This window comes from Burkholderia sp. NFPP32 (assembly GCF_900119325.1).
In the GTDB taxonomy this organism is placed as follows: domain Bacteria; phylum Pseudomonadota; class Gammaproteobacteria; order Burkholderiales; family Burkholderiaceae; genus Burkholderia; species Burkholderia pyrrocinia_C.
The window spans coordinates 1-13,262 of the sequence record NZ_FPJP01000019.1 but is presented as its reverse complement, the minus strand read 5'-3'; the positions used below and the strand labels follow the sequence as shown (position 1 = coordinate 13,262).

The window sequence follows — 13,262 nt, the reverse complement described above, 5'->3', positions numbered from 1 at the left end:
CATGCCGACCGCCCTCATCGCCGACGACGAACCGAACCTGTCCGCATCGCTCGCGCAGCGGCTGCGACAGCTCTGGCCCGAACTGGAGATCGTCGCGATGCCGCGCAACGGCATCGCGACGCTGGCCGCGTTGAACGCGTCGCCGCGCCCGGACATCGCGTTTCTCGACATCCGGATGCCCGGTATCGACGGGTTGAAGCTCGCTGCGCTGGTGCCTGATGTACATGTCGTGTTCGTCACGGCCTACGACGAATATGCGGTCGACGCGTTCGATCGCGCGGCGGTCGACTACCTGCTGAAACCGGTGACGGACGAGCGGCTGTTGCGCTGTATCGCGAAGCTCCAGCGCGGCGGGCCGGTTGTCGCGCACGCCGCTGCGCTGGCTCAGGCGACGCAAGCGCGGGATGCCGCGCCGATCCGCTGGCTGACCGTGGGCGTGAAGGATGCGACGCGACTCGTATCGGTCGACGACGTGCTGTATTTCCAGGCATCGGACAAGTACACGGAAGTCGTCACCGCCGGCGAACGGCTCGTGATTCGCACGCCGTTGAAGGAGCTGATGCAACGGCTCGATCCGGAGCGGTTCGCGCAGGTGCACCGCGGCGTGATCGTCGCGTATGCGACGATCGATCGCGTCGAGCGCGATTTGCTGGGACGGTTGCGGATTCGGGTGCGCGGGCAGAGGGGAATGCTGCCGGTCAGTCGCGCGTATGCGGGGTTGTTCAGGCAGATGTGACGCTATCTGCCTCCATGCGCAGGACTGTCGCAACTTGCCGCCGTCATGCCGCTTACCCGACAGAAGCCTCAGGGCGTCAGTCCGTGCAGCGGCGCGCAGTTCAGTTGCAGGAGTCGAGTCCGAGCACGCCCGTTCGCAGCATCACGCGCCCCTTGTCCTTGATGAACGACAGACTGTATGCCCGGATACGCTGCCCGGCGACGCACTGGGCATGACTCAGATCGGTCGAGTAATTGAATTCGGAAACGCACTGCCCGACAGGGAACGTCGACGAAGTACGCACGGCATCCGGACTGTGATCGTGCCCGGGATAGTAGAGGTATGCCGAGTCGTGCTCAGTCTTGAACGATCCGAACACGTCCGGATGCTGGGCAAGGAATGCGGCGACGGCACGCGCCCGCGCAGGACCACTCGTAGTCGCTGCAAGCGACTGCGAAAGCTCCGTGATATTGGTACCCAGCGAAAACTTCGGCGCCGCGTAGGCGGCGAAACCGTCCGGCGACGGGAAAGTCGCCCAGAAGTCGCGGTCCATCTGCTTGACCTCGGCTTGCGTCAGGCAGTCTTGCGCCAGCGGTCGGGAAAATGCGACGGTACTGCCGCCGGCCAGCACCGAAACCAGGGCGGTGATGTACCACGTCTTAACGATCTGCATTTTTCTTTTTCTGAGCAAAGGTAATGTGAAACTCGTTGTTGAGGTCTTTCGGCGTGCTCTTTTCGAGCCCTATGCCCTTGGCCAGACGATCCTGCGCAAACTTCAGGTAACTGGCAGGCACGAAGAACCCCTTCAGCTCCGAGGCCTTCTGCATGCCGAAGTTGATTGCATCGCTCTGGTTTCCGCCAAGCAGGATCGGTGCGCCCGTGCTCGTCTGCGCATAGACGAAAGCCGCATGTCCGCCCTTCGGATGCTTGTAGATGGCAACGGCGCCGAACACGGGTTTGTCGATCTTCACGAAGTTCTTGCTGTGCCGGAACGATTGCGAATCCGCCGGTGCGGACGTCATCGGATACCCGGCCTGATGCAGGCACCAGTTTGCAAACGACGCGCACCATGGATTGCCGTTGCCGACCAGCGTCTTGAGATTGACGCCGACTTCCTCATGATAGTTGATCGTCTGCGTAATCACGTCCTCTTTCTGCCCGTGCCATAACTTGGCCTGTTCGATTGCATGCGCCATCCACGGCGCCTCGCCTGAATCCGTGTTCAGCGTCGCAATCGGATGCCCTTGCCCTTGCTTGCTGCGATCGAGCGTGGCGCCGGGCTTACCCGGCTTGTTTGCAGTCGCGGGCACTGACGCCACGGCACCCGCATCCGAACCCGTAACAGGTGCCGCAGCACTGGCCGACTCCGCGTGCGCAGCACCGGTCCCCGTGCTCGCTGCAGCGGGCACGCCCGCCTTCGGATGATTCGTCGTGCCAGCCGGTGCCGCCGCTCCCGGAGCCGGTTTCGCGATCTGGCTCAGGTCGATCTTCTGTCCGACGCCGTCGCCGGCCGGTTTGCCCGTGCCGCTGTTGCTGCCATCCGTGTGCGCCGGCGCGGCGTCCGGCTTCGAATGGCCTGGCGAACGCGGTGCGTGCTCGTCCGCCGGCTTCGTCATGTTGATATACAGATAATCGCCGGCGAAGATTCTCGTCGAATGCAGATGATTATCCTTTTGCAACTGCTCGACGCTCACCTTGAATTTTGCGGCGATCTTGCCAAGCGTATCGTGGGACACGATCTTGTAACGAAAGCCCGCAGGCTTGTCGTGACGGACGGGATCCTTCGCAAAGTGCGCGCCGGTCGGGGCCGAAACCGCAAGCAGATCGTGGAAGAACACATAGGCCGACGATTTCGCCTGCGTCACGATCGTGCCGATTTCCTTCAGCCCTTCGGACCGCTCGATGAACAGCTTGAACTGCTCACCTGCCGCTTCGAACGGCAACAGCGGAAGCTGCCCCGTCCGGTCCGTCTTCGTCGACAGGGTCTTGCCCTTGCTCTGCACGACAACCTTCTGGTCGGGAATCGGCTTTGCGCCATCCGAGAGCGTCACCGTTGCCGTACGGATCCACTGCTCGTGCCGTGACTTGATAAACGCGTTGAACCCTTCGTACTTCTCCATCGTCTTCATCATCGAATCGAGCTCGGCATCGCTCATCGAATCGATCCTGCGCGTGCGATCGAACCCGGTTCCATCGCAAATGAACGCGATGTACTTCTCCGTATTGTTCTCTAGCGGCGGCGCATAGACATACATCGCATCGGAGATCGACATCGGATTGTATTTCCGGCGCAGCATCGCCTTCTTTTCCTTCAGGCCGGTCTCGTAATCGGGAAAGATCAGGAACTCGCCGCTCTTGGTGTCGCCGACACCGATGTGCGTCTTGATGATCCCGCCGTTCGGGTGCTTCTTGTAATCGCGCGGCGGCCGGATGTTGCCGGGGTTGTTGAATCGCCATGCGATCGCCCCGCCGCTGCGCAGCAGGATATCCCCGTTGTCGGCAACGTACTGGACGGTCAGCGTCGCCTTGTCGTGTGTCGCGGAAATGAATTTCGTCATGTCGGAATGCTCGGGATACCGAAATCAGCGCAACAACTTCGCCGTCTCCGACAGCGCTCGCTCGACCGTATAGTCCTGCTTCTCGGAATACTGCCCCTCCGAAACCGGGGCGAAATAATAAGTCCACTCAACTTCGCCGCCGGCAAACAATCGGTAGGTTCTGGTCTTCACGGCACCGGGCCGGTTATAACCGTGCGTAGCGTCCTTGTGCGCTGTAACCAGGTAGACGTTGCCGCCTTTCACCGACACCATCGCGTCGGTGATGATGTCGTCACCGCCATTGAATGTGCTGAACGACAGCTGGTAGTCGTTGAGCTTCTTCTTGTCATTAACGATCGGGATCTGATACAGCGTGTGATCGCCGGTCTCCATATAGAACGTGTAATTCAGGTAGCGCAACCGGGCGTTGTCGGACAACACGCCGGCCGTCAGCATCAGCACGCCGTCCTTCACGTTCCAGCGAACGGCGCCGCTCTCGTACTGTTCGGCATACGCACTGCGCAGCGGTAGCGCGGCGGTGACAAACGCGGCAACAGCCAGCGTCACGAAGCGCAGGAAACTGAGTGATTTCATGGATTACTCTTCACCTTCGAGAATGCGGGTCATGACGGTCGACGGAATCACTGCCGCGATATGGTCGACATCGACGAACTGCCCGGCACGATCCGCAATGCCGAGATGGAATGGATCGTCGTCTGGGGACATCGGTTCGGATCCCGTTTCACCGTCTTCGTCGTGCAACCGCGGTTCGATCGTTACCGGATGCGGTTGCCACGTGTCCGAACCGATCCGCAGCGTCAGCATGTCGGGCTGGTCGAGAATCATACGCGGCAGCCTGCCGTCTTCGGCAACTTGCCCTGCGTGAAGCACCTTGCCGGCGCTGTCGACGATCTGGAACGGCTTGCCGATCCAGCCGAAATTGTCCGCCATCTGGTCTGCGCCGAACGCTGCAAAGCGCAGGCTGTGCTTGGCGATCAATTCGCCGGTCGGCAACGGCGGCAGCGGATACGGCATGCTGGCCGGCCCGTTGAACAGGTGTTGCGCACCCTTCACGTCGACCTTTCCCGGTGCGTGAATCTCGATGTTGCCGCCCTGGATGCGGATATACGCGCCGCCCGACGTCAGCACCAGCCCCTTGTCCGCGGCAACCTCGACCGTCGCCGTCGACGAAAGCACCTTGACGTCACGCTGCGCCGTCAGTTCGATGTTGTCGGAATGCGCCTGGATTTCCACCTTGCCCTTGCCCGAGAACAGCTTCATTCCCGCGTTCTGCACAAACAGGCTCAGCTTGTCGGCCACGCTCGCAATCAGCGATTTGCCGGCCGCGATGTGCGTATTTTGGCCACTGACGAGATTGACGTGCTGGTCGGCCGACACATGCGTGTTCTGCTGCGTGGACAGGGCGATGCCTGCCGGGCTGCCGAACAGCATGACTGATTCGTTGAACGCATTGGCGTTACCGGTCCCGCCTCCCGCGGTCCGTCCGCCGGCCGTGACGCCGGCGGTGTTTTCCTGCGTCGCGTCGACGAATTTCTTCAGTGCGTCGTAGCCGGGCTTGAGCGTCTCGGCCCGATGCTGCTCGCTGACATCCGATAACGCTTCGACCACGCTTTCCGCATTGACGAGCTGCTGTTGCGTTTCACGGACATCGAGCGGCTGGCTGTTCACCTGTTTCGGGTGCGTCGTGACGTAAAGCCCCTGCGCCGCGCGCACAGCGCCGTGCGAATCGGTTCTCAGGTCAAAGCCGGTACCGAGGTATGACCCGCGCGCGTTGCCGGTGTGATCGATCAGGTATCCGAGATGCAGCAGCGAATTGGCACTGCTGCTGTAAAGGCGCATGCGGTTCTGCCCGGTTGCATCATCGAGAACCATCTCGTTGTACCCGGCACCCGCATACTCTTTCGACCGGTAGCCGGACATGATGCCGTTGCTGTGCCATTGCGGCCTGACGGCGCCGTTATAGACGCGGTGAAGAATCATCGGCCGGTCGCAATCGCCACCGACATAGCCGACTAGCACTTCTTCGCCGACACGCGGAACATGTACGCTTCCGTAGCCGCCCCCCGTGTCCGATTGCGCGACGCGAACCCAGCAAGAAGCGCGCTCGTCGCCCTGATTCTGCCGATCCCAGACGAACCTGACCTTGACCCGGTTCAGTTCGTCCGTATGCACCTCTTCGCCCTTCGGACCGACGACGATCGCCGTCTCAAGCTCCATCTGCGGCTTCTTGTGCTCGAGCGGGCTACGGTACGGCACGGTGGTCCGCTGCGCCTCGATCTCGACGAGATGGAACCCCGCCGAGCCGTCGGCGTGCGATACCGCGAATGCACCGGCGTAGACATACACAGCTTTCACCTGTGCCAGTCGGTCGCGCAATCCGTGTGGAAATCCGGCTTCGTGGGCTGACACCGGAAGATTGTTTTCGATGTATCGCCAGACCTTGATCGCCGCGAATTCGCGCTCGCCTTCCGGGTCGCGATCGTGCTCGGGATGATTGTCCAGTACGAAGCGCTGGCCCGCGTCGACGCCGCGCAGCCCGCCGACACCGAAGAAGCGTTTTGCGCGCGACTCCCATTCCTCGAGACGAATTTTCGACAGCTGCTCGCCGTGATTCTGGTCCTGATAGGTGTAGGCGCCCGTATATTCGTAGACTTCCGTCTGCTCGGGAAGGCTCCCCTGATCGCTGCGCGTAGGCAACGTCGTCCCGTTGGGGTTGAAGGCCGTCGACGGTGACTTGTAGTCGAACGTACGCGTCGTGTGCATCGCGCTTTGAAGCGTTCGCGAACCGGACCACTGCGTCAACGCATCGGTTTCGCTGCTCGCTCCGGAGCGATAGAACTTCGCGTGGCGCGACGATGCTTCATCGAGCGAATGCACATCATCCGTGATGACGAGCGTATGGGACTTGCCGTCCTTGCCATGCTGCCAGAAGCCGAACAGGCCTTCATCTTCCATCAGCCGGTGGACGAAATTCCAGTCGGTTTCGCTTTGGCGACAGTACGACCGCGACCGGAGCGGTCGCGACAACGCAAACTGGAAATGGCCTTGCGCCTGCGGATGCTGGTTGAACACATCGGCGATGATCTGATCCGCCGGCTGGTCCTGCCAATACCGCATATCGCTGCGGAATTTGAGGAAATGCATCCACGACCCGTACGTCAGTTGATAGGTCGTAAGGCTTCCGTCTGCACCAAGACGTCTCGCAGTGTGAATGTAACCGTTGACGGGCAGATAAGATTTATCCACCTGCTGGACCCACAGCGTCATCGGCTGTGCAATCAGTGTCTTGAGTTCGATATTGCCGGACGCCGAAACCATGTCGAGCGTCACGCTGAAGTCGCGCCCCAGCTCGGAACTGGTCACTGCACGACGTGGCACGACTGCATTCGGCGGCAGCGACGGAATCTCCGTCTTGAGCAGGCGATCCTGCTGAATCAGGCCGCCGCGAATGGCCTGGACCAGTTCGGTCATAGTCATGATTTATCCGTGTCGCTCTTGTTATGTGGGCCTCTCTCCTCTCTCATGGAGTTGGCCCCGCTCTCGAATCGCTGGCGATTCTACCGGTTTTCGTCCGCCGATCTGTGTCAAAAATGGCAATTGAAATAGATGTCCGTCACAAACTTACAATGCATGCCAATAACGAAAGCAATGTGTAGCCAAAAAGAAATATTTCACGCAGTTTTTGCCGACTCGCCGTGCTCCAGCCCGCTGATTCGTTGGATAAACCAATGCGCTCGCAACCATCTGACAGACACTTTTCCGTGGCGCCAAACGCTTGCCACCGATTCGGCAACTCGTCCGAAAACCGGCCTGTAACGCATGCGCTTGCGGCAATACGAGCGTCGACCTCAGCAGTCTCGCGAAGAAATGCGGTGCGGCATGGGGAGATGTCGAGCGAGGCGCTTGCGTGCTGTGCACGTGATGCGGCTCGGCGTGGGAAGCAAGTATGTTAGGTAGCGACTATGAGCGACGCTCGTACCTGAAGGGAAATCGCAGACGGCCAGGGCTTGCGCGTTGCCGCTATGGAAATTTGTCGGCCATATTGGCCGCCATCGAGGTGGGGGGACCGTATGTCGCGACAGGGCCAAACGGCAGTTCACTCGAACGGTAACTCGACCGCAGAAAAGACGAAGGGCCAGGAGAAAATCTCCTGGCCCTTCGTTCGGCTGCAGGATCAACAATCCTCATCCAATCTATTGATTCAAAACGAAAATAGAATCGACGATTGGAACATGAACCCCCAAACATACCCCCAATCGGTAGAGCCCATGCGGATGAGGCCATCGAGCGAAAAATTGTGGCGTAAGTCGCCAATCGTCGGCCGCCCGAACAGAAAACTTCTGGAGATTTGGAGATATAGGCTCAATTCACCCCGAAAGCCTTACTGGTCAAGGGTCCGACTATCTCCAAGTGTATCTCCAAAACACCCATTTACTTGGAGACAAAGTTGGAGATAGCCGGCAAATACGTCGCATGACGCCCGCCATGTCGAGAAGCACCCTGCGGTCTGGAACGCTGCGCGCAAAGAAACTCCCGTGCCGCAGCCCTCCCCGATGCAACGGCAAAAGCTGGCCTTGTGTTCAATGAAAAGTGACTTTGGACGGTCAAAAATTGCACCGCGCCATTCGCCTGCGAAGCCTCCCGGCAACTTTGACAGGGTAGTTACCCTTATTCGGTGCGTGCTACAGTCCTCGCAAAATTTCAACAGAGGATTCGGCATGAGTTCTGCGTTCATTCGGGAAGGCGATACGACTTCGCACGGTGGCCGGGTGCTCGCCTGCACGTCTACCAACATCGTCTTCGGCAAGCCACTCGCGCTCGAAGGCGACATGGTGTCGTGTCCCAAGTGCAGCGGCGTCTACCCAATCATCGGCGTCCGCGTTCGCAGCATGACGTTTGGCGGCCGGGCTGTGGCGACCGAAGGCGACAAGACTGCATGCGGTGCGACGCTGATAGCATCGCAAGGCATGGCGACGGTAGAGCCGACCTCCGGCGCAGGCGGCTCGGTTGGCGCAGGCAAAAGTGTAGTCACGCAGACGACCGCGCAAGACGATGGCGCATATCGCGGCCGCTTCCAGCTCGTCGACGACAAGACACGCGCGCCGATCCCGAATCACCCATACACGGTCACGTCGGCGGACGGCCAAACGATTCAAGGCACGACGGACGCGAGCGGCCACACCGATTGGATCAGCAGTCACCAAGCGGCATCGCTGTCGTTCCATCAGCCCGGGAGCGATGCATGACCGGCCCCTACTCCCCAGGGTCGTCAACTGGGGGCTCGAGCACCGGTGGCCAGACAACGCAGGTTGGATTAAGCGCCTCCAAACTCTCTCCGAAGGATCGGAAAGTTCTGTGTCACACGTTCTGCGAGTGCCGTCGGATCGGCGTCGCGACGAAAGCCGGAACAATCCAGCGGCAGCGCTGCGTCGAAATGCGCCTCGGGCTACCCAATGAGGTGTCGAAGATGCAGACGGGCGTTCCAACGGAATACCGGCCGGAACAACCGTACGATATGACGACGAATCCACCCGAGCCGATCATGGACTACGACGATCCGCTGGAGCCCAATTCGGGCATTCGCCAGTGGATCAAGGACGTGTGGCCCAGCAAGGGCAGGAAATACGAGAAAGGCGACGTCCGCCGCCCTGACGTCGTCATCGTGAACGATCCGTCGAAACCCCCGGAGCAATCGAATATCAAGACCGTCGTGGAAATGAAGTTCCCCGGCGATCGATACGGCCCTGATCAGGAAGACGACTACATCGAAATCGCGGGCGGCCCGTCGAAGTTTGTCCACCTCGGCGCGGCTGATTGCGGATGCGGTGACGACGACGGCCAGAAGGAACCTTCGCGCTCGAAGCAATCCGCGCGACAATCCGAGCTTGACGACTTGTTCGGCGGTAATAGCAGCGCGCCCGGAGGCCCACCGCTCCCGACCGCGCCCTCATTGCCGCCACCTGCATTCCCGCTCCCGCTTTGACGCCATGACGAACGACGAAATTGAAGCTTGGGCCAAAGATCCGCGCCGTGCGGACACTATGCCTTTCGGGCTTTACGAGCCCGTGCACCAAAAAGGGATCACGGGTGCCGCCCTTGTAGTGCGGGGTGTGCTTTACTTCCACAACGGTTTCACGTCGGAGGTTCGGCAAGCGCTAGTGCGCTGCTTCAAGCAGTACAACGCGGCGATCGAGGAATATCAACACGCGCTCGAAGTGGCGGCCGGCCAGACGCCGTCGAAGTCCGGGCCGCTGCGCTGGTTCTATTCCGAGGGAGAAGAACCGATCCAGTACGACAAGTCTCCGGGATTCGAAAGTCTCGCGACCAGCGTCCCCGCCGACGAGGCCCTTGCGGTCGCGATCACCAGCGCCGAGCACAAGCTCGCGACCGGGTTCTATGAATTCACGGTGTTCGCGCTTAGCGAAAAGAAGGCTGCACGGAAACGCGGGCTCGACGGACTGGTCTTCACGGTACCGCGTGCGTTTATCGCGCACCGCCCCGGCGTATTCGAGGCGATGTTCCGCGCATTCGCAGAAGCGTTGCCGACGGTTAGCGGCCATGGCGGGCTAGCTGTGAACGTGCCTCCAATGGGGCGGCGACCAAACGAAGCCAGCGAGTATTTCTACGCGCGCCGTTTCGGGCCGGGAATCGACGTCGGCGATCCAATGCGTTCCACCGTTCGCAAGCTTTACACGAAGATCAAGACCGTTGACTGGCTCAACGCGCTCGATGCGGACTTAGTCGCGGCTGTCGGCGGCGCATCGGCACTCGGACTCCCGCCAGATTGGTTCGCCTGTATTCCGCTGGGGAACGGGGGCTTGATTATTCAGGCCGGCGTCGCGCCGCAGTCCGGCGTATCCAATGGACCAGGCATTCCCGTATCTCCACCCGCCGCGTACGTCATTCTGAACCACGCGCTGCGGCCGATCATCGCGGATGAGGTCGATACGCTGCAAGACGGGACACTGGACAGTACTGCGCCCCTGCTAAATACGGTCGTAGCGACCGAAGGTTGGCTGCGCCGGTTCAACGTACAGGATGATCAACTCAACGGCTTCTGGGTCGAGCTACACAAGACGCCGAAGCTGCACGGCGAAACGGCGTGATGTTGCGGTGAGGCAGCGCCTTGTGATCCGTCATACGCAACATCGCTGCCACCGCTTGCACGCTGGCCCCGGTTGCAATCAAAGACTCTTAAGGTAATCACGATTGCGATTCAACATCGCACCGATTTCTGTCAGCTTGGGGTGCGGGCGATTCCCGATCTTATGTGCAATATAGTCGACCATAGGCAGATCAACGGATCGATGCAGCTGCGGGTACAGGACAATAACGCGCCCCATTCCCAGCGCCTCAATGTCCTCGGGGGCTAGACTCTCTCCGCTCGCGCACTGGATGCTCCAATTCATCGACTCGCCAAGGTTTAAATTGACGGCGACAGCATTGGCGACAGGGACAATCGCGATCGTGACTGCATCGGGATCCCCCATGACCTTTGCGAAGTGCGGGTCGCGCGGCTTCATCCAATCGGTCGCCCCCTGCAGCTCAGGTACGTCTTCATCGGGCCGGTGCCATAGTCCCTTGTGCAACATGTTGGCGTAGGTCGTGCTGAGAACTCGCTCGCCGAACAGGCAATGAGCCATACCAATTGCCAACTTTGCCATGAACCGAACGTCGTAATGCACATACATCCTCACGCGGTTACGACGCCGCGGCTTCGTTAGGCAATTCCGAAGGATGTAGTCGATCCGTGTCTTGTCCAGTTCGTCCGGGTCGGAAAATCCAATGACCTTCGGATCAAAATCGACGGTCGTACACATGATTTTCCTGACTCGCCGGCCTGCAAAAGAGTCGCGAAATGCTCGCAACGACAATGCTGGATTCTTGGGCGACCGCTCGCTGAATAGATAGTAAGCACGGCTGGCTGCTTTCTTGACTGTTCGCGGATTGCCACCGGAATACCAGTACAGTCTCGAATCGTCTTTGCGTACCCAGTAGATTTGCTCGCCTAGCGGCCCGAGCCACGCCTCACACGTTTCCCCCTCCTCCATCATCGGCGGCCGCAAGTCCGAATGCCCCATGCATATAAGTGGCAGCCCGACTTCCTGACTAGGATCGAAGGTCGAGTAATGGATCTCGCGAAGCTTCTCCGTGACGAACCAATGCTTCTCGAAACTGGCGTCGACGAACAGGCCCAAGTCGTTATTGCAGCTTTTGCACACTGATCGAGTCTTGAATTCGTCAGGAACGCAGGCGCCGCCGAGGAACTGGGGAATCACGTGTTCCAGTGTGAGATCCCCTTTGCTCTTCGGCTTCCGGCAATAGATGCAGAGTGTCATTTCTGTGGTGTCAAGAATCACTTTTCGATGCGAGAGGCTTCGGAACCCGACGGAACTGCATCCATCCTTGGAAGCTGTTGTGGCGAAACCCAAGACAAACGCGACTGTGAACCATTTCTCCGGGCGACTTGCTCGTCCGACTGAGAAGCTACGCAAAAATTGCTCGACGCCGCTGCCCGCTTTATCGTCCTGCGATCTATCATCGTGACCGAATAGGCGTCTATACGTCGGGGACTGAAGATGGCACAAAACTGGAGCGACGACGAACTTGCGGCTGCCGTGGAAGCATACGCGAACATGGCGACGCTCGAAGCAGAGCAAAGACCATACTCCAAACGAAAAATATATCGCGACTTGGCGTCCCGGTTTGGCCGTACCGATAAGGCATTTGAGTATCGAATGCAAAACATCTCAGCGGTGCTGCAAGAAGCGGGCAGACAGTGGATTCCTGGATTGAAGCCCGCGGGCAATGTCGGGGCCAATGTGAAACCACGAATCATGTCGCTTCTCGACCAGGCCGCAAGCAGGAAGCCTCCAACCTCGCGAAGTGAAGCAGCATATCGTCCGAAGCTTGCTGCCATGCGGACCTGGTTGATTGAAGTCGCACGCGACAAGCGGGTCGTCACGTACGGGCAAGTCATGGACGCCTTCGGCATCGATCGGTTCAGCTTGCGACATACAATGGACTACCTCGGCCATCAGGCCGACAATCGCGACGAGCCGATCATCACCGCACTCATTGTCGGCAAAAAGACTCAGCGGTGCTCACAAGGACTGGCGAAGGAATTTCATGTGTCCGATGATGAAGCAGAGCGCCAGCGGCTTTACGCATTCTGGAATGCCGCTGACGAGGACGAGGCGGATATCGCAGCAGAACCCGACACACTGGAGGTCAAGGCAGCCCGTTTCGTCAGCGTCGAAAGTAGACCGGACCAGGCTGCATTTCGCAGGCGCGTATATTTGGCCTGCAAGGGAGCGTGTGTAATTAGCGGTTGCACAGTCGTCAAGGCATTGGATGCTGCACACAAGCATGGGCGCAACTGGAAGCTGGGCCACAACAGTGCGAGCGACGGCTACCTATTGCGCAAGGACCTCCATGCTCTCTATGACAATCATCTGCTTTGGATCGGTGACGATGGGGCAGTCGAACTACACCCTACCGTTTTCGAACACTACAAGCAGTTCGCCGGCGTGAAGCTGACTAACTGTTCTGGCCACGAGTAAGCGATGTGCCGTTGCAACCTCACGGGCAGATTCTCTGGCCGTGCTCGTTAGACCGGATTAGGTGCGCCGCGTCTGCATACGGCGGCATGACTCTAGAGCGTTGTCTAACCGCGTCCACTAAGAGACGGTTTCATAAAGGCTGTTCGGCGCGCCGGAGGGTATTCCAGCAAATCAGGCAGCAACCGAGTTTGAGGAACGCCCCGTGAATGTCGGCGCGACGCTCGAAACGAATCCGGAGGCGACGGAAGTGATGCAACCAGGCATGTGTGCGTTCGACGACCCAGCGATATTTGCCCAGGCCGCTGCCATGTTCGGTACGGCGCTTGGCGATCACCGGCTCGATACCGCGATTGCGCAATGCTCGTCGATGTCGCTCGGAGTCGTAACCGCGATCGGCGTAGACAACGCGCGGTCTCTGCAGCGGGT

Annotated in this window: 11 protein-coding genes; 5 read left to right on the top strand and 6 right to left on the bottom strand. The window is 59.6% G+C overall.

The features are described from left to right. The first annotated feature begins 1 nt into the window (after position 1). Complete coding sequence (locus BT264_RS27955) at positions 2-736, top strand: LytR/AlgR family response regulator transcription factor (protein WP_072442926.1); 735 nt, start codon at positions 2-4, stop codon at positions 734-736. A 100-nt stretch (positions 737-836) separates the two neighbouring features. On the opposite strand, the gene BT264_RS27950 is transcribed toward BT264_RS27955, so the two are convergent. The 4 genes from BT264_RS27950 to tssI are packed head-to-tail and all read right to left on the bottom strand — an operon-like array spanning position 837 to position 6,750. Continuing rightward, on the bottom strand, positions 837-1,388 hold the full coding sequence (locus BT264_RS27950; protein WP_072442924.1) for a hypothetical protein: 552 nt from the start codon (positions 1,386-1,388) through the stop codon (positions 837-839). Continuing rightward, positions 1,375-3,273, bottom strand: a complete 1,899-nt coding sequence (locus BT264_RS27945; RefSeq protein WP_072442922.1) for a TIGR02594 family protein — start codon at positions 3,271-3,273, stop codon at positions 1,375-1,377. Before BT264_RS27945 ends, BT264_RS27950 begins: the two co-directional genes overlap by 14 nt. 24 nt (positions 3,274-3,297) lie before the next feature. Beyond that, positions 3,298-3,846: a hypothetical protein gene (locus tag BT264_RS27940; protein WP_256260718.1), complete on the bottom strand. Its 549-nt coding sequence runs from the start codon at positions 3,844-3,846 to the stop codon at positions 3,298-3,300. Positions 3,847-3,849: 3 nt separating this feature from the next. Further along, positions 3,850-6,750 (bottom strand): type VI secretion system Vgr family protein, encoded by a 2,901-nt coding sequence (gene tssI, locus BT264_RS27935; protein WP_072442919.1) that lies wholly within the window; start codon positions 6,748-6,750, stop codon positions 3,850-3,852. A 1,241-nt stretch (positions 6,751-7,991) separates the two neighbouring features. Here tssI and BT264_RS27930 point away from each other — a divergent pair. Genes BT264_RS27930 through BT264_RS27920 form a run of 3 tightly spaced genes read left to right on the top strand, consistent with a single transcriptional unit; the run spans position 7,992 to position 10,379 of the window. Continuing rightward, positions 7,992-8,519: a PAAR domain-containing protein gene (locus BT264_RS27930; protein WP_059560249.1), complete on the top strand. Its 528-nt coding sequence runs from the start codon at positions 7,992-7,994 to the stop codon at positions 8,517-8,519. Further along, a complete protein-coding gene (locus BT264_RS27925; RefSeq protein WP_072442916.1) occupies positions 8,516-9,256 on the top strand; it encodes a VRR-NUC domain-containing protein in 741 nt (246 codons plus the stop codon). Before BT264_RS27930 ends, BT264_RS27925 begins: the two co-directional genes overlap by 4 nt. 4 nt (positions 9,257-9,260) lie before the next feature. Beyond that, positions 9,261-10,379, top strand: coding sequence for a DUF3396 domain-containing protein (locus BT264_RS27920; RefSeq protein WP_072442914.1), 1,119 nt, complete (start codon positions 9,261-9,263; stop codon positions 10,377-10,379). A gap of 78 nt (positions 10,380-10,457) precedes the next feature. Here the strand turns inward: BT264_RS27920 and BT264_RS27915 are convergent, their stop codons facing one another. Beyond that, positions 10,458-11,633, bottom strand: a complete 1,176-nt coding sequence (locus tag BT264_RS27915) for an HNH endonuclease (protein ID WP_256260717.1) — start codon at positions 11,631-11,633, stop codon at positions 10,458-10,460. Between the two features lie 219 nt (positions 11,634-11,852). Between BT264_RS27915 and BT264_RS27910 the strand changes: the two genes are divergently transcribed. Beyond that, a complete protein-coding gene (locus tag BT264_RS27910) occupies positions 11,853-12,836 on the top strand; it encodes an HNH endonuclease signature motif containing protein (RefSeq protein WP_143155770.1) in 984 nt (327 codons plus the stop codon). A 130-nt stretch (positions 12,837-12,966) separates the two neighbouring features. On the opposite strand, the gene BT264_RS27905 is transcribed toward BT264_RS27910, so the two are convergent. Then, positions 12,967-13,262 (bottom strand): IS5/IS1182 family transposase (locus BT264_RS27905; protein WP_072467054.1); only part of this gene is annotated, 296 nt, incomplete at its 5' end.

Excerpts from the sequence above, each read along its gene's own strand:
- BT264_RS27950 (WP_072442924.1), bottom strand. The coding sequence starts at position 1,388 with ATGCAGATCGTTAAGACGTGGTACATCACCGCCCTGGTTTCGGTGCTG.
- BT264_RS27955 (WP_072442926.1), top strand. The coding sequence starts at position 2 with ATGCCGACCGCCCTCATCGCCGACGACGAACCGAACCTGTCCGCATCG.
- BT264_RS27945 (WP_072442922.1), bottom strand. The coding sequence starts at position 3,273 with ATGACGAAATTCATTTCCGCGACACACGACAAGGCGACGCTGACCGTC.
- BT264_RS27920 (WP_072442914.1), top strand. The coding sequence starts at position 9,261 with ATGACGAACGACGAAATTGAAGCTTGGGCCAAAGATCCGCGCCGTGCG.
- BT264_RS27925 (WP_072442916.1), top strand. The coding sequence starts at position 8,516 with ATGACCGGCCCCTACTCCCCAGGGTCGTCAACTGGGGGCTCGAGCACC.
- BT264_RS27930 (WP_059560249.1), top strand. The coding sequence starts at position 7,992 with ATGAGTTCTGCGTTCATTCGGGAAGGCGATACGACTTCGCACGGTGGC.
- tssI (WP_072442919.1), bottom strand. The coding sequence starts at position 6,750 with ATGACTATGACCGAACTGGTCCAGGCCATTCGCGGCGGCCTGATTCAG.
- BT264_RS27940 (WP_256260718.1), bottom strand. The coding sequence starts at position 3,846 with ATGAAATCACTCAGTTTCCTGCGCTTCGTGACGCTGGCTGTTGCCGCG.
- BT264_RS27910 (WP_143155770.1), top strand. The coding sequence starts at position 11,853 with ATGGCACAAAACTGGAGCGACGACGAACTTGCGGCTGCCGTGGAAGCA.